General features: G+C 44.8%; 17 protein-coding genes. 9 read left to right on the top strand and 8 right to left on the bottom strand.

What is annotated here, in order from left to right:
- Positions 1 to 378 precede the first annotated feature (378 nt).
- Positions 379 to 1,239 carry a DUF1350 family protein gene (locus AC4II3_RS13170; RefSeq protein ID WP_488010291.1) on the top strand — a complete coding sequence of 287 codons (861 nt, stop codon included), beginning with the start codon at positions 379 to 381 and terminating at the stop codon, positions 1,237 to 1,239.
- A gap of 127 nt (positions 1,240 to 1,366) precedes the next feature.
- Here the strand turns inward: AC4II3_RS13170 and AC4II3_RS13165 are convergent, their stop codons facing one another.
- Positions 1,367 to 2,182: an SAM-dependent methyltransferase gene (locus tag AC4II3_RS13165; protein ID WP_488010292.1), complete on the bottom strand. Its 816-nt coding sequence runs from the start codon at positions 2,180 to 2,182 to the stop codon at positions 1,367 to 1,369.
- Positions 2,183 to 2,792: 610 nt separating this feature from the next.
- On the opposite strand from AC4II3_RS13165, the gene AC4II3_RS13160 reads away from it, so the two are divergent.
- The 3 genes from AC4II3_RS13160 to AC4II3_RS13150 are packed head-to-tail and all read left to right on the top strand — an operon-like array spanning position 2,793 to position 4,303.
- Positions 2,793 to 2,996, top strand: a complete 204-nt coding sequence (locus AC4II3_RS13160; protein ID WP_293113337.1) for a DUF8624 family small hydrophobic protein — start codon at positions 2,793 to 2,795, stop codon at positions 2,994 to 2,996.
- On the top strand, positions 2,989 to 3,498 hold the full coding sequence (locus AC4II3_RS13155) for a GNAT family N-acetyltransferase (protein WP_488010293.1): 510 nt from the start codon (positions 2,989 to 2,991) through the stop codon (positions 3,496 to 3,498). Before AC4II3_RS13160 ends, AC4II3_RS13155 begins: the two co-directional genes overlap by 8 nt.
- 46 nt (positions 3,499 to 3,544) lie before the next feature.
- Positions 3,545 to 4,303 (top strand): HEAT repeat domain-containing protein, encoded by a 759-nt coding sequence (locus AC4II3_RS13150; protein ID WP_488010294.1) that lies wholly within the window; start codon positions 3,545 to 3,547, stop codon positions 4,301 to 4,303.
- Between the two features lie 58 nt (positions 4,304 to 4,361).
- On the opposite strand, the gene nblB is transcribed toward AC4II3_RS13150, so the two are convergent.
- The 4 genes from nblB to murG all read right to left on the bottom strand — a co-directional run bounded on the left by nblB (position 4,362) and on the right by murG (position 7,911).
- On the bottom strand, positions 4,362 to 5,024 hold the full coding sequence (gene nblB / locus AC4II3_RS13145; protein ID WP_488010295.1) for a phycobilisome degradation protein NblB: 663 nt from the start codon (positions 5,022 to 5,024) through the stop codon (positions 4,362 to 4,364).
- Positions 5,025 to 5,107: 83 nt separating this feature from the next.
- On the bottom strand, positions 5,108 to 5,575 hold the full coding sequence (locus AC4II3_RS13140) for a CBS domain-containing protein (RefSeq protein ID WP_070391195.1): 468 nt from the start codon (positions 5,573 to 5,575) through the stop codon (positions 5,108 to 5,110).
- A 430-nt stretch (positions 5,576 to 6,005) separates the two neighbouring features.
- The gene (locus AC4II3_RS13135; protein ID WP_488010296.1) at positions 6,006 to 6,731 is read right to left on the bottom strand and encodes a glutathione S-transferase family protein; all 726 of its coding nucleotides are present in this window, start codon (positions 6,729 to 6,731) and stop codon (positions 6,006 to 6,008) included.
- Between the two features lie 115 nt (positions 6,732 to 6,846).
- The gene (gene murG, locus AC4II3_RS13130) at positions 6,847 to 7,911 is read right to left on the bottom strand and encodes an undecaprenyldiphospho-muramoylpentapeptide beta-N-acetylglucosaminyltransferase (protein ID WP_488010297.1); all 1,065 of its coding nucleotides are present in this window, start codon (positions 7,909 to 7,911) and stop codon (positions 6,847 to 6,849) included.
- Positions 7,912 to 8,286: 375 nt separating this feature from the next.
- Here murG and AC4II3_RS13125 point away from each other — a divergent pair, with 375 nt between their 5' ends.
- Positions 8,287 to 9,114 (top strand): DUF8623 domain-containing protein, encoded by an 828-nt coding sequence (locus AC4II3_RS13125; RefSeq protein ID WP_488010298.1) that lies wholly within the window; start codon positions 8,287 to 8,289, stop codon positions 9,112 to 9,114.
- On the opposite strand, the gene AC4II3_RS13120 is transcribed toward AC4II3_RS13125, so the two are convergent.
- Positions 9,115 to 9,366, bottom strand: coding sequence for a hypothetical protein (locus AC4II3_RS13120; protein WP_488010299.1), 252 nt, complete (start codon positions 9,364 to 9,366; stop codon positions 9,115 to 9,117). It lies immediately after the preceding gene.
- A 126-nt stretch (positions 9,367 to 9,492) separates the two neighbouring features.
- Here AC4II3_RS13120 and truB point away from each other — a divergent pair, with 126 nt between their 5' ends.
- The 3 genes from truB to AC4II3_RS13105 all read left to right on the top strand — a co-directional run bounded on the left by truB (position 9,493) and on the right by AC4II3_RS13105 (position 11,201).
- Entirely contained in the window at positions 9,493 to 10,401 is a 909-nt protein-coding gene (truB, locus tag AC4II3_RS13115; RefSeq protein ID WP_488010303.1) for a tRNA pseudouridine(55) synthase TruB, read from the top strand.
- A 69-nt stretch (positions 10,402 to 10,470) separates the two neighbouring features.
- Positions 10,471 to 10,599 (top strand): hypothetical protein, encoded by a 129-nt coding sequence (locus AC4II3_RS13110; protein ID WP_488010305.1) that lies wholly within the window; start codon positions 10,471 to 10,473, stop codon positions 10,597 to 10,599.
- A gap of 209 nt (positions 10,600 to 10,808) precedes the next feature.
- Positions 10,809 to 11,201: a DUF1499 domain-containing protein gene (locus AC4II3_RS13105; RefSeq protein ID WP_488010300.1), complete on the top strand. Its 393-nt coding sequence runs from the start codon at positions 10,809 to 10,811 to the stop codon at positions 11,199 to 11,201.
- Between the two features lie 203 nt (positions 11,202 to 11,404).
- On the opposite strand, the gene AC4II3_RS13100 is transcribed toward AC4II3_RS13105, so the two are convergent.
- Positions 11,405 to 11,992, bottom strand: coding sequence for a hypothetical protein (locus AC4II3_RS13100; RefSeq protein WP_488010301.1), 588 nt, complete (start codon positions 11,990 to 11,992; stop codon positions 11,405 to 11,407).
- Between the two features lie 393 nt (positions 11,993 to 12,385).
- On the opposite strand from AC4II3_RS13100, the gene AC4II3_RS13095 reads away from it, so the two are divergent.
- Positions 12,386 to 14,215, top strand: a complete 1,830-nt coding sequence (locus AC4II3_RS13095; RefSeq protein WP_488010304.1) for an ABC transporter ATP-binding protein — start codon at positions 12,386 to 12,388, stop codon at positions 14,213 to 14,215.
- A 310-nt stretch (positions 14,216 to 14,525) separates the two neighbouring features.
- Here the strand turns inward: AC4II3_RS13095 and AC4II3_RS13090 are convergent, their stop codons facing one another.
- Positions 14,526 to 16,052, bottom strand: coding sequence for a group II intron reverse transcriptase/maturase (locus AC4II3_RS13090; protein WP_488010272.1), 1,527 nt, complete (start codon positions 16,050 to 16,052; stop codon positions 14,526 to 14,528).
- Between the last annotated feature and the right edge of the window lie 359 nt (positions 16,053 to 16,411).

Raw genomic sequence — 16,411 nt, 5'->3', positions numbered from 1 at the left:
GAAGGTTGGGTTGAATGTTGAAGGTTGAAGGTTGGGTTGAATGTTGAAGGTTGAAGGTTGGGTTGAATGTTGAAGGTTGAATGTTGAATGTTGTTCCCGTAGCGTGGCCATTCGCGTAGCGTGGCCCAAAGGCCAAGGCCAAGCTTGGGTTGAATGTTGAAGGTTAATAACCTGTAACCTGTAACCTGTAACCTGTAACCTGCAACCTCTAACCTCTAACCTTCAACCTCTAACCTGTAACCTTCAACCTCTAACCTTCAACCTGTAACTTTCAACCTGTAACTTTCAACCTGTAACCTTCAACCTAGATGGTATTACCGACAAGCGATCGCATTATAAAATCCCTTTCGATTAGTTATTCTCAAAGAGGTTACTGCCATGAATGCCGAATTTAAATTTAGACCAATTCCCTTTGCTTGGGTTGCTATCCATCCCAAGCCGATAGGTGTTGTTCAGTTGATTGGTGGTGCGTTTTTCGGAAGTTTTCCGACAATTTTCTACCGATATATCGCCAAGCGATTATTTGAATCAGGTTATACTGTTGTTGCCAGACCGTTTAGATTTACCTTCCGCCATTGGTCTGTAGCAATTGGTTTGGTCAAAGAACAAAAAACCCTATTCAATGGAATTTTGGAAGAAGCCAAAAAATTGGGCTATGAGTACAGTATATATGAACAAGACCCCTCTGCTAGAGCGGGAAAATATTTTTGGTTAGGTCACAGCCTAGGAACAAAATATATCGCACTCTTGGAACTCTTAAGTGATTTGGAGTTCAAAAAAATTCAGGGAATTCTTGAAAATTGTGTTGGTAAAGATCAAGAGAAGCAGATTGAAGATAGCCTCAGAAATGCTGATCTAAAAGATATTTCTTTGATCAATCAACCCTCTGTATTAATGGCTCCTGTTATTAGCGGTACCAGTAGTGCGGTTCCTGTGCCATTCATCGCTGATTTAGTAGACAAACTTGGTTTCGGGGTATTACCCACACCCGAACAAACCTATTGCTTGATTAAAAATAGCCGTTTATTTAAACTTACTGCTTTGATTAGCTTCAGTAAGGATAAGATTGCTGAAGAAGCTGGAACGGTGCGTTGGTTACAGGAGAATTTAGGGAATAAACTCCTGATTGATGAGAAACTTCCCGGTAAGCATTTGACTCCCCTCGGTTGGCTCCGGGGAAATGATCAACTTGCGGATACCGTGATTCAAGTTATCAAAGAACTAACCAAGCAAGTCTAAGGGAGCAGGGAATAGCGGATCTGGGCAGAAGAGGTATCCCCCCTTGCCTTAATAAGGGGGCTAGGGACGTGGGAAAAAATTCTGTGTCCCTGATTACTATGAGAAACGCTATATGTGGGGTGTGGTATCAACTGTTGCTTTCCACTTTCAAAGAAGCTTTGACAAAAAAGTAATGAGATGCATCTAAAATATTGCGTGGCTGAAACTTAGAGGTAAAGCGACCATAGCTAGCTCCTTCTTCTCCTGGTTGAAGAACCGATGCTTCCCAGTTATAAGTAGATAATAACTTTTCTGGGTCGTCACATCCATATTTCCAATGCTGAGACAATTTTTCAGTGCTTTGGGAGATAATGTGAGAGTTAATTAAGTCGGCCCCCAACCAACTCATAGGTACGCTCATTTGGGTAATTACCTTTAATAGTTTGTGTACTTCCTGGTCGCTTAAATAGTACAACAGTCCTTCCATCAGCCATACTGAAGGAATTTCTACTTGGTATCCAGAAGCTATCAGTTTCTCAGCCCAAGGCTCTGTTATATCTACGGAAATCAAGTGCCGTTCGCATTTACTTTCTATGTTTCCCAAAACAGATGTTTTATATTCCAGTACCTCCGGACGGTCTAATTCATAGATCTGAGTGTCCCTTTGCCAAGGTAGGCGAAAAGCTCTGGTATCCATCCCGGCTCCTAAGATAACAACTTGCTTGATTGAAGCAGCTTCAGACATCAAAAAATCATCAAAAAAGCGTGTCCTCACGATAACTATAGGCATACCGTCATCTTCGTACTTTTGAGCAGTAGGTGTAATTTCAGCAATAAGCTCTTCTCCTGCTAGTTTGGCGGCTAGGGGGTCTTTAAACAAACCATCAATTCTTTGTGTTTCTATCGCTCGAATAGCAGCCATAACACGTGAAGATCGGCTGACTACATCTTGGATTTCAGACATTTTTACTGACCAATAAATTGGGAGGAATTAAATACAATTTAAGCGCAACTATAGCTAAAGCTAGCTTTATAATATTACATCTTTCAGACATCAAGGGCAAGGGGTACAGTAATAACCGTCCAGGAGTCTTTAACTTCTTTGACAGTTCCAAACACAGAGAATGGGATTCCCACATTTTATGACGCTATCAATAAAAACTACCATTGATTTTTGGGATTATCTTGTTGCTTGGAGTTGCCTATTGGATAGGAACAAAAGTTGGGTTACCTGTTCATTCTCAATAAGCCAAGGAATTTTTCACTATTTGAGTAGGGACTGCGATATCTGTAACGCTTTCCCTGTCTGAGGGTGAGTCGGCTTGTCACCCCCTCAAACTCTTACCCATAAGCCTGTCTTCCATAGGTTGGTCAAGGGTCAACTATTAACCTTCAACCTGCAACCTCCAACCTCCAACCTGCAACCTCCAACCTCTAATCTCCAACCTGCAACCTCCAATCTCCAACCTCCAACCTCCAACCTCCAACCTCCAACCTCCAACCGCTAAAAGCTGTGCCATTGTAGTAAGATGGAGAAAGTAAAGAATTGTTAAAATCAACGAACCATTAAATTCATGGCTATTTTTCGTCAGTATATTGCTCCCCTACTGGCACTACTAGGCTTCTTAATTGCTCTGTTGGCAGTCAGTTCTCGGATCTTTTTACCAAACGATATGCTAGCCCCTGCACCGATTGAAGACGTTGATGCTGCCAGCATTCAAGCACCAGTATTCGCTCAGCTGGTTGTTAACCAACATTTTCCGAAAATTGGTGAGTAAGCCATTGTTAGCAGACTACCAGCTACGCCTGGGAAGGGCACGAGAACGGGCAATTTTGGTGAAGTTCATGGAATTAACTTACCAAGAGCTTTTTCCGGAACAAAATGATTTTTCTCACCTGGCGAAGACTGTTAAACAGTACTTTTCCAGAGAAACCCCCCTGTGGTGGGTTACAGTAGCAGATGGGAAGGTTTCTAGGAAAGGTTATACTGCAACTCATCCCTTGCCGGTGGGTTGTCTGTGGATGGGCAATGGGGTTGATCAGGTAAATGGCGATCGCTATGGCTATATCTTTTTACTGTACGTCATGCCAGCACACCGCCGTCAAGGCATTGGTTCAGCACTGATGCAGCACGCTGAAGCTTGGGCAAGGGCAAGAGGCGATCGCCAACTTGGACTACAGGTGTTTCAATCGAATCAAGTGGCTTTGAACCTTTACCAGCGACTGGGTTTCCGCACCCAATCTCTGTGGATGATTAAACCATTGCACAGAAAATACTAATTTATGAAACTAGTAGAATCAGGCAAGATAAGGTAGGTTATCAGGCATGTATGACGATGATGATCTGAGTGTACTGGATAATACGGCTTTACTAGAAAGCCCTTTAGATGACATAGAGCCGATTGAAGATGAGTTAGACGCATCCAAACCTGATCCAGAGGAAATGCTGGCTCTGTTAACCGCTCCGGAAAGTCAGCAACGGATGCTAGCAGCTCGTGCCTTTTGTGAGTTGCAAGATGAGCGGGCAATTCCCCATCTGATTAACCTGTTAAATGATGTTTGTCCCTTGGTGCGGGTAAGTGCTGCCTATGGTCTCGGGCGCAATCCCAGTCCCACAGCAGTAAAGCCCTTGATTGAGCAGCTAACCGTTGATTGGAACGGTTATGTCCGTAAAGGGGTTGTTTGGGCATTGGGGAACTGTCGCGATCGCCGTGCTTTAGCCTCTCTAATTGATTCGCTCAAAACGGATATTCCTGCAGTGCGTTTGTGGGCAGCTAGTGCTCTAGCCCAAATGGCAGAGTTAGATTATGAAGAAGTAATCGCATCAATTCCGCCCTTGATTACGGCTTTAAGGAAAGACCCAGTAGCAGCAGTGCGCAGTAATTGTGCTTGGTCTATCGGGCAACTGTGTCGGGAATTGCCCTCCAATGCGGTTTACGCTGGTGCTATTGATGCTTTAATTGAAGCAATTGCTGATGATGAAGACCTAGGGGTAAAAGAAGACGCGAAAGCTGCCCTCTTGAAAGTGGGAGACCCCCGTGGACTTCAGATGATTGAAATGATCGAGATGGAAGGGTTTTTGTAAATGGGCTTGTTATAGCCCTGGGCCTCTCCCCACACTCTTCTCCCTCCCTGTTCAAGCCTTATGCTTTTAGCGCCTCTTGCGCTACACTAGCCACCTGCTCAACACTGTCATTCGCTAATGTTTCTAGGACTGCCCTAGCTTCTTCTCCTCCCAGATGAAGCAGTGCTTGTACTAACCGGTAACGAATTTGCCAGTCGGAATTAGTGGCAAAGGGAATCAACAGAGGCACAGCCCGGGGGTCTCCCAATTCTCCTAAGGAACTAATGGCGGCTGTTTGGATTAAACTGGTATCGGATTTGAGAGCGTCTTCTAAAAGTTGAAATGAACGGGGTTCACCTAGTTCCCCTAAGGCAGCAATAATACTAAATTTAACGATCCACTCAGTGGTTTGGTTATAGATTTGCTCTAAATCATCATAGGCTTCGGTGAGCTTTAAGGCACTCAAGGAATCGGCTGCTGCTGCCTGAACATCAGGTTCTGGATCATTGAAAAGGCGATCGCGTAATAGGGTCAAAGATAAGGTTAAATCCTGATGACCCAAGGTATGGAGCTGGCTCACTGCCCCATATCGAATCCGAACATTGTTATCTTTAACCAAGGGTTGAATTAGCTCAAAAGCCACCGATGGTTCCAGCTGGCGTAGTTGGTTTAATCCACTAATGCGCTGGCCAAAATCCGATGAATTCAGCAGCTGTTCGACAGATTCACGAGTAACGCTCATGGGTAATTGCTCAATATCTAGCCAAAACTCAACTTACCATGTTAGTTGTTCACCGTGAACACTGTTTGAGATAGACAGTTCCCTTAATTCGCTAACTCAGCTGCCATGGCGCGGACAATATCCCCAGAGGTCAGAATTCCAATCACTTGCTCTGCCTCATCTGTTACTGGTAAATGGTGGATTGATTTTTCCTGCATCAACTTAGCTGCTTTCCGTAAGGGTTGATCGGGTTTGATGCTCATGGGATGACCAGTCATTACTTCCCCAGCGGTTTGTCCGAGTGCTTTATGGAGTTCTTGGTCATAACGGGCAGGATTTTCTAAGTAAATCACGCTGTCGAGAAACATTATATAGACTGGCGGTTCTACTCCTGTCTCCTGCCACAGCAAGTCAGCTTCTGAAATCACTCCTACCAATTTGCCTGCTTCGTTGACCACTGGCAAGCCACTGATGCTTTGTTCAGCAATAATTTTGATGACTTCCTTAATCGGTGTTTGGGGCTGCACCACGATCGGCTCGCGGGTCATTACTTCAGCAACAGTTTTGGCCATAGTTGGGTTTTTAAGGGTTTTCAAGTGTTTGCCAGGTGATAACTCTATTCTCCCACTGCCCTAGTCTAGAAGGTGACAGCAGTCTGAAAACTTTATGGTTCATTAAGCTTTGAGCGTAAGCTTTGACCGCAGCAAAGGGAGCGTGAGGAGTCTTGAGGTTAAACCCCATCCACCCGATAGACAAACCCTTCTCATCCAGAAAAACGATCGAGCCAACCCTCCAAGTCGGCCATACTAGAAAACGCGATGTTCCTTTGGAACCGCTTCGCGATCGCATCTATACTAATTCAGTTCTGTCATCGCAAATGCCTCCCATTGTCTCGATATTGATTCTGACTTTCTGCTAGATTACACGACTTGGCAACTTGAGGAGGTGACAACAATAATACCAAAAAATTATATATTAAAACAGAAATTAATTGACTCTGGATTAAGAAGGCAAATAATCCGGAAAAAACTCTTGTTTCATCCGTTCACAATATTGACAGATATTTTTATATTGAGATACGCGATCAATTATCATACTCTTGAAAGGAGGTAAAATGATGTTTGCAATATAACCATAAGCCGTTGCATCTAAAGTTGTCGGTTTATCCCCCATAAAAAATGGGTTATCTGCTAAATAATCAGACAGGGCTTGAAAATCAGCATTAATAATTTCACAAATTTCCTTCTCGGAGTGACGACCCATTCCCTGTTCATAAATCTGATTAGAAATGGACTTTCGCACCTGTTGTAAAAACTGTTCCGATTCTGGGGTCGAGCTCCCAGCAAAGTAGAGATTCGTTAAGGTTTGTTTGAATACTTGCCAGTTTTCTTCAAGGTTAATACGAATATAAATCTCTCCCCAATACGTATTTTCTTTCAGCATTCGCCGAAAAGCTAAGGATATTGCTTTTTCTGTTGAGGTCAAATCGCCGTCAGGATCTATGCCCTCTTTTTCCTTAAGCATCTCGATAATTAGGGTGGAGTCGCCGATCAGTTTTCCTTCATAGTCTATAAACGGAATTTTGCCTTTGGGAGCTTTAGCAAAGTCCTTAGGAATCTCGATATCGTAAGCAATATTAGCTATACGCAGCCAAGTTTCTAATTTAAGACAGGGTGGACTCATGCTCGGTAATCCCCATAAAGGTGGTGCCTTATACAAAGTAATCATTACAGTAAATTGGGTTGGATATTACCAATAACTATTATAGCAATTATACGACTTGTGATGTAAAACTTTCTATAATATATTTATTGACATGACCTCATTTTTTACATTTCATATTTTATTTTTCAACTAACTCACGAACTATAGAGGCTAAACGCTTTCCACTATCCCTAATCGCAAGACTAGCTGCTTTTTGTTTCATCTGTTCTAACCTAGTTGGTGACTTGAGTAAAGCCAGCACTTCCTGTTCTAAGGTTTCGTGAGTCAACTGGTCTTGACGAAATACTAAAGCAGCACCAGAATCCTTAAAGCTAGCTGCATTAAAGGCTTGATGGTCTTCCGCTGCATAAGGGTAGGGAATCAGAATGGCTGGTGTTTCACTTATGGCTAGCTCCGTTAAGGTTCCGGCACCAGCACGGCTAATGGCTAAGTTTGCCCGTTGCAGTAATGGTGCCATCTGGTCATAAAAGGGCATAGACAGGTACTGAGGATGGCTCAGGGTGTTAGCCTCTGGGTCTTTTTCTCCAGTTAAATGAACAATCCAAGCACCAGCTTCAAACCAGAGGGGAGCACATTGGCGCACTAGTTTATTCACTGCCACTGCTCCTTGGGAACCCCCAACCACCACAATCAAGGGTACCTCTGGTGGAATCGGGAGTTCCAGTGCCTGAGTCTGTTGAAAACTATCCCGCACTGGTGTACCAACGGTTACAGTTTGAATCCGGGGTAGGTACTTGGAGGCGGCTTCAAACCCTAGGGCTACGGTATTGCAAAAGGGACTCAGCCACCGGGTTACTTTTCCGGGAATAGCGTTAGATTCATGTATAATGGTAGGTAGACCCTGCAACCGTGCTGCCATAATTGCAGGTCCAGCAATGTAACCTCCAGTGGTGAAGACACCATCAAATTTACCCTCTCTCAACAGTTGCCGCACTTGCCAAATTGAACTGACCAGGCGGCTAACGATGCGCAGAGTACCGAGACCGAAGCGTTGTTGAAAGCCTTCTACAGCAATGGTGTGCAGGGGATAGTCTGGTGGTAGCAACTCATTTTCAATGCGGTCAGGAACACCTAGCCACTCGATAGTGTAATTGGGTAAGTGTTGGGCTACTGCGAGGGCGGGAAATATATGTCCCCCCGTACCACTAGCGGCAATCAGCAATCGAATGGGTGACTTAGACACGGCTATTGGTCTCCTTGATCAATTGGGTGAGGGACGTTTGACTTGGGTTAATGGGAATCGGGAATCGGGAGTCGGAACCCACCCCTAACCCCTCCCAGGAGGGGAACGGGAATCGGAACCCACCCCTAACCCCTCCCAGGAGGGGAACGGGAATCGGGAAGTCGGAACAAATCCTTGCTGTCTGGACTAGACATAGGTTATCAAACTAGATTTGATATCATTGGTGAAACGTTGATGGTTGATTGGTTAGTGGGCTTACTCCAAAGGATTACCGTTTCTCCAATCACCAATTATCAATTACTAATTACTAGTTACTAGTTACCAGAATTACCAGTTACCAGTTACCAGTTACCAGTTACCAGTTAACGATTACCAATGACCAATCCAGCAACCTTACTGCAACGACTATCCCAGTCTTTTACTACTAAAGTCAAGTCTATTTCTTTGGACTGGTCAGTATTTGTACTATTAACGGCAGGGTTGACCCTCGGAGTTCCTCTGAAAGCCCAAGCGGACAGTCCGGAAACCGCACCGCCTCAGCTTAAAGATACCCTCAGCCAAATTGATCGCTTCGCCAATAGCAAGGATGTTGAAGGGTTGCTGGGATTCTATGGCGCTAATTTTGCTAACTCCGATGGCTTAAGTCGGGATTTGATGGGAGAAGCGTTGGTTCAATTGTGGCAGCGCTACCCTCTGTTGAATTACCGCACGGAACTGACGGATTGGCAGCAAGAGGGCAGCGCAATTGTGGCAGAAACAGTGACTTATATTACTAGTAACGTACAGGATGCTAGTAAGACCAAATTTGAATCGACTTTGCGATCGCGTCAGCGCTTTGAAAACCAAAAAATTGTCTATTCAAAAATTTTGGCAGAGCGATCGCAAATCACATCAGGAGCCAATCCTCCCAAGGTAACGGTGAAGTTACCAGAACAAGTGCGTATTGGTCAGCGATTTAATTTTGATGCCATTGTCACCGAACCCCTTGGAGATGATTTGCTGCTGGGAGTAGCTATAGAAGAATCCGTCAGCCCACAGCGCTATACTAATCCCACTGATATTGACCTGGAATCTTTGGCTGCCGGGGGAATTTTTAAGGTTGGCCGAGCCCCACTGTTACCAGAAGACCGCTGGATTTCAGCCATATTAATTCGGGGGGATGGCATGATTATGATTACTCGACGGTTACATGTGGTTGAGTGATTAGGTTTGAAGGGAGAAGGGAGTCGGGAGCAGGCAATAGGCAATAGGCATGCTAGCAATAGGCAAGATGGAAAAAATAATCTGTACCTCATCGCTATAATAAACGCTATATAGCTTGATTTGAAGGGAGTTGGGAGTCGGGAGTCGGTAATAGAGCAAGAGAGGGAAGTGTGGGAAGTGTGGGAGGTGTGGGGAGATGGGGAGATAATGAAACAGCCCTGGGGTTAAGCGCTGGCTTCCTCTAGCATGCATGCCTATTGCATGCATGCCTATTGCATGCATGCCTTTTGATTCAATCCCCTATTGCTAGCATGCCTTTTGCCTTTTGCCTTTTTATTCAATACCTGTGTTTACAAGCAAGATACAAACACCCTGATTGTGCAAGGATTTCTAAACTTAAACAAACCAGCAGGTTGGACATCCCACGATTGCGTTGCTAAAGTGCGGCGTCTGCTACGGCTGAAGCGAGTAGGCCATGGAGGGACCCTTGACCCAGCTGCTACGGGGGTTTTACCGATAGCTCTGGGTAAGGCAACCCGACTGTTGCAGTATCTGCAGCAGGATAAAGCCTACAAGGCTACCGTGAGACTGGGAGTGAGGACAACTACTGATGATTTGGAAGGAGAGGTGATTGCTACTCAGTCTGCAGCCGGGTTGACTCTGGAGTTGGTCAAGGGTTTATTGAAACAGTTTGAGGGCAAGATTCAGCAAGTGCCACCAATGTATAGCGCTATTCAGATCAAGGGTAAACGGCTCTATGATTTAGCCAGAGCTGGTGAAGTGGTAGAGGTACCAGAACGAACGGTAGAGGTTGAGACGATCGAGGTTTTGGATTGGCGTGGCGGGGAATTTCCGGAAATTGATTTAGCGATCGCATGCGGCCCTGGTACCTATATTCGCTCCATTGCCCGGGATTTAGGAGATGCTCTCGAAACCGGTGGTGTGCTGGCCGCTCTGACTCGTACTCGCAGCAGTGGCTTTGATTTAGCCGATAGTCTGACATTAGAAGAATTGACCCAACAGCTCGAACAAAGCCTATTCAACCCAGTGTCCCCTAGTGTAGCTTTGGGGCACTTACCCTCTTTAACCTTGTCCGCTGATCAAGCCCGTCGCTGGTGTTTAGGACAGCGTATCTCTGGGGATGATACTCTAGTTGAACTCTCGACCCCTGAAACCTCCACAAGCCCTCTGCAAGTTTACCACGAAGATGGCAGTTTTTTGGGTATTGGTAAGGTTATTTCCTCAACCTCTGGGGTATTGCTTGCTCCTCAAATGGTTTTTGTTTGAAAATGGCAAAAAGTAAATCGGGCACTGTTCAAGACCTGGTCACAGTTCAGGAAGCTGCTGAAATCTTGGGTGTCTCTAACATCAAAGTACCGACAAATCGGCAATGCCGTCCCTGTTAATTTGGCTGACCACATTGGACGATGTCTGATTGCGATGTTACAAGAGGAATTCGACCCAGAAACGATGCAGACCTGTTAAACTTTGGCTTTTGCCCTGACTCACCCCAATTTTTTTGAGAATTAGTCAACCAAACATGATATTAATAATACTAGAGATGTGACTACAGTATGACTGTACAAACCCAAAAACTATCACCGTTGAGACTAATACTAATAGTATTAATATCGTTAGTATTAGTCGCTATTTTTGCCATAGGAGCTACCTTTGCCCTTTCAGGAGAATCGTTGATGAAATTTCCAGGAAAACAACCCACGAATATTGGGATTCAGTCCTCAGGGCAATTAGCACCTTGCCCAAATACCCCTAACTGTGTCAGTAGCTATAGCCAAGATGCCGAGCATGGTATTGAGCCTTTAGCTTACAACTCTACCGCTACCGAAGCAATGGCTAAGCTTAAAATTGTGATTGAAAACCTAGAACGCACACAAATTATTGAAGAAACAGACAACTATCTCTACGCACAATTCACTACTCCTTTAATGGGGTTTGTGGATGATGTAGAGTTTTTGCTCGATGACAGTTCTAAGGTAATCCATGTTCGCTCCGCCTCCCGTTTAGGAAAATCAGATTTGGGAGTTAATCGGAAACGGGTGGAAATAATTCGAGCGGAATTGAGCTAATTTGTAAGCATTCAGCCGTCAGCTGTCAGCCGTTGGCCGTTGGCCACGCTACGCGAACAGCTTAAAATAAAATTGAAAGTCTGGGGAAAAGCCCATAAGCTTTGTGGCACAGGCTTCGACGCTGGAACCTAACCTGTGGCTGATAGCTGATAGCTGAAGGCTGATAGCTGAAAGCTGAAAGCTGATCGCTGATCGCTTACCTATTACCCAATTGATAATTTGGGTCGAATCACTCGAAAGTAAAGAAAACTAGTAAGGTACAACACATTCACAACAATTAGTAAGCTTTTACCTATCCAAGAGTCAATCATAGGGAAACTAACAATTGTTGCTACTAACACCAACAATTTTTCCACTGTGGATACGGTATGACCATGATGCTTGGGATCCCAGTAAGAGAAAGGACTGATAAAACGATAGTTACTAAGGGGAAAAAAGTGGCGGTGAGCATCATCGTTGTGAACTGGTAAATCTAGTAAAGAGTGCAGTATCATACTTAAACATAGAATTTCCCAAAGTTGCCATCCCCAGTAATGGCTGATGATAACTCCGCAAAGGGCTAGGGGAAGGGAATGAAAGGTAGCAACAAGGTTTTGCCAAAAGGGTAATTCGTAGGTTTGTGACCAAATCTGGTACTCTGGTTGACGACGAATTAATTTTGCCCAGATGTAAAGAATAAAAATTGGTAAATCGGGTAAGATAGCACCAATTGTGATGGGTAAAGCTGCCTGAAGTTGAGCCTGGTGATTCAAAACAGCAAGGTTAATAATGGCGTGGCTAGGAGTATTCAAGGGTTAGTTTGTTGATGAATTTGGTTGAGCGATATTGCTTATAATTTTAAGGCAAGAGGCAAGAGGCAAGAGGCAAGAGGCAAGAGGCAATAGGCAATAGGCAATAGGCAAGAGGCAAAATTAAAGAGGGATTTAAGGGATGCCGTGCTATACGGTATAATAATCAACCATTGATGTCAATCTCTAGACTTATAGCACTACGCATTAAGGTGTTTGACATTGATAAAAGTAGCAAAAGGTGTTTTAGTAAACTTTTAGGTGCGACCCGTGGCGAATTGAATTCTTAATAGGTCAAGCGCACCTTTGCCTGTTGCCTGTTGCCTGTTGCCTGTTGCCTTGCGCGTAGCGCTATAACAACCCATTCCGCCTGATCAGTCAGGGTTAATTACTGTGTTGAATTCAACGTTAAAGTCAAAACGAAATTCAAGGTTAACGTCAAAACCAAATCAGCGTAAGCATTCCAACTCTCCCCTCCAGCGGCTGATTGGTTACACTCAGCCCCATCGTTCCTTAATCTGGAAAGCGATCGCATGCTCAATCCTCAACAAAATCTTTGACTTAGCCCCTCCGGTCTTGATTGGGATGGCAGTGGATGTGGTAGTCAAACAACAAGATTCCTTGATTGCCCATCTAGGAGTAAGGGATATATTTAGCCAACTGGTATTCCTGGGATTCCTGAGCTTGATTGTTTGGGGATTGGAATCCGCCTTTCAATATGCTTACGAACGATTGTGGCGGAATCTGGCTCAAACCATTCAACACGAATTGCGCTTAGATGGTTACTCTCATCTGCAATCGTTGGAACTGGCGTATTTTGAAGATAGTAGTACCGGGGGATTGATGTCTATCCTGAGTGATGATATCAATCAACTAGAACGCTTTCTCGATATTGGTGCCAACGAAATTCTCCAGGTAGCCACAAGCATTATTACTATCAGTGCGGGCTTCTTTATCGTTGCTCCCAATGTAGCTTGGATCACTCTCATCCCTATCCCCTTTATCCTCTGGGGTTCGATTACCTTTCAACGTCTGCTTGCTCCTCGTTACGCAGCAGTTCGGGAAAAGGTAGGGTTACTCAATGGACAGTTAGCAAATAATCTAACTGGGATTACTACCATTAAAAGCTTTACAGCAGAAGACTATGAAGCTAAGCGGATAGAGTCACAAAGTCTAGGGTATCAGCACAGTAACCAGAAAGCGATCGCATTTTCTGCGGCCTTTGTCCCCTTGATTCGGATGTTAATCCTATTTGGCTTTACCGGCATTCTGCTTTACGGTGGTAAGTCCGCAGCTGCCGGGGAACTAGCAGTAGGCACCTACAGTGTCTTAGTTTTCATGACTCAGCGCTTGCTTTGGCCATTAACTCGACTGGGTAACACCCTCGATCAGTATCAACGGGCGATGGCATCCACTACTAGGGTAATGAATCTGCTGGATACCCCGATTGCCATGCACTCTGGGGATACACCATTGCCTAGGTCCGAGGTTAAGGGGGAATTGGTATTAAATAATGTCACATTTGCCTACCGTAATCGCCCCCCTGTGGTAGAAAATCTATCCCTCCACATCCCCGCCACCAAGACTATCGCGATAGTAGGTTCTACAGGGTCTGGTAAAAGTACCTTAGTGAAACTGTTATTAAGACTATACGAAATCGAAGCAGGTTCAATAACCCTTGATGGGATTGACATCAGACAGCTCAAGCTCAAAGACTTACGCCATGCCATTGGTCTAGTTAGCCAGGATGTATTTTTATTCCACGGCACAGTAGAAGAGAATATCACCTATGGCACCTTTGATGCCACCACCGAGGAAATAGTCGCTGCCGCTAAGACCGCAGAAGCCCATGAATTTATCATGGAACTGCCCCAAGGCTATGACACCATTGTCGGAGAGCGGGGTCAGAAACTATCTGGAGGACAACAGCAACGAATTGCGATCGCACGAGCACTATTGAAAGACCCCCCAATCTTGATTCTGGATGAAGCCACCTCCGCCGTTGATAATGAAACCGAAGCCGCCATTCAGCGCTCCCTAGAAAAGATTACCCAAAATCGCACAACCATTGCGATCGCTCATCGGTTGTCCACAGTCCGCAATGCCGATTGTATTTATGTAATCGAGCAAGGCAAAATAGTAGAGCAAGGACGACATGAACAATTGTTAGAGCAACAGGGAATTTATGCCATGCTGTGGCGGGTACAGTCTGGCGTGAAGAAATAGGAGTCTGGGAAGATGGGGAGATGGGGAGATGGGGAGATAGGGAGATTTTTATTAAGTTCGTAGGGTGGGTTAGGTGCGGCCAGGATTTTGAGGAATTACCAATCAGTTTTTATCCGCACCGTAACCCACCTTCTTCAAATTTCGCCCCTGACTACTGACGCTTTGTAATTAATTAAACCCAACAAAGCTAGTGCAAATGTTGGGTTTCGTATCTGTTACGGTCGATGCCCGGTATTATCCGGGGCACCTCCGCTTCAGAACCGTACGTGCGACTTTCACCGCATACGGCTCCTGGGTAGTCTCTCCTTATTTAGGAGTGCAAAGAGTGTATTTGTTGATGGCAGCTCTGGTGAACTGCTACGAGATTCTGTGGCTTCCAATTGTCGTGGTTTCCATCGGTGTGATGGAGGTGTACATCTTGGTTCCCCATGAATTTCAATCCACAATGACCACAGGAATGGTTTTGCCTTTTCAATGCTTTTGAGGTAGCGTCGGAGTAGAGTTTTGAGTCTCTTTTACTCCAGTAGACTATGTCACCGTCAAATGGTGATTTGTCCCCTTTTACGTTCGCGTGTCGATTTTGCTCGTATCCCACTTTTGGGAATGCGTTATTGCATAATTTGTTGGCTTCATGTAGGCTAATCTTCTTTTCTTTTCGGAATTTTCGATTAGCAGCTTTATTCATGAACCATAACTTATTTTTCCCGCTGCTCATATCGCAGTTTTTGTGGTAGTTGCGCCATCCGCGAACTATGGGCGCTAATTTCAAAGCTTTTACTTCGGCTCCATAGTTTGAGCAGTTGACTATGGTTTTAACTTTCTTACGGAGGTTTTCGTAATTATCCACTGAGGGCGTGCTTGAAAACTTTCCGTTGCTTTTGACTCGAAAGTGCCAGCCTAGAAAGTCAAATCCGCTTGTCGCTCTTGTCACCTTAGTCTTTTCAACGCTTATTTCCATTCCCCGTTCTGTTAAGAATGCCTTGACAAAGTCAAGGATAGTGCTTGCATCGTCTTGAGGTTTAAGGATGAATACCATGTCGTCTGCATATCTGAGACTTGTGTGGATATTCTCTATACCGTTTAGGGCCACGTTAGCTAATAGAGGACTTACCACGCCACCTTGCGGTGTGCCTTGTTCTGGAAATTCCGGTGATACCCCTGCTTTGAGACATCTGAACACTCCTTGTTTTATAATATGGGGGGCTATTAGTCTTTCCATGATACTGGTGTGGTTGATACGGTCGTTCGCGAAGCGTGGCCTACGGCCAAAGCATTTCTTGATGTCTAGTTCTATGACTCTTTTCTTTAAGTTGTGCTTAGCTTTGCTGTTAACCTTTAAGTGGGAGAACAGTCGTCTTTGCACATCTTGGGCATTTCTGCCCGGTCTGAATCCATAGCTGTTTGCGCTGAATGTGGCTTCGTGGGCTGGTTCCAGCGCAAGTTTTATTAGACATTGCCATGCTCGGTCGGCTATGGTTGGTATCTTTAGCATCCTAGTCAAGCCATTCTTTTTCTTGATGGGGACTTTGCGTAGTCCATTATGGTGCCAGTCGCATCCATGTTGGTTCAATGCTTCTACCAATTCCATGCGTTCTTGGTAATTGAGGGATGACTTTCCATCAATACCAGCCGTTTTTTTTCCTTTATTTAGTTGAGTGACTTGACGTACAGCTATGAGCTGTGCTGCGCGGGATTTTAGAATCAGTTTCTGAAGTGACCTGGCCTTTTTGAGGTCTCCTGCTCGAACCGCTTTGTACACTCTCCTCTGTAGGCGGAATAAGTTCTTTTCGTGGTTCTTCCACGGTTCCTTTTTCCATGATTCGCTATGTTTAACCATGCGTCTAATCTTGCTCTTCGTTTGGTTTGTGTACTCTGATACCCGCAGGCAGTTGTAAGCCTGCATCCTACCCGACAGTGGGGATTAAGTTTGACATAACTTACCGTAGGTTCGACCGGTCTACAGACCCATTATGCTGTCGTTTTTACTTGTTCCGTTCGTTAGATTGTTCTGATGATTTAGGGCAATCCAATTCGCCTATTCTCCTCCCAGGAGATTGCATATATCGGATTGTCAACTATGCGGGAGTTGAGAATCGCAGACTTAGGTTGAGACGCTTTTTTAGGATTTTCGTTAATCTACCCATGTCATCTTGCCGTTACCGCCAGTGTGGGTTTATCAGTCTGCATTCCCTCTGA

The sequence above is a fragment of the Moorena sp. genome (genome assembly GCF_982860115.1).
Note: the sequence above shows the minus strand (reverse complement) of the source record. Positions and strands in the feature narration are given on the sequence as shown.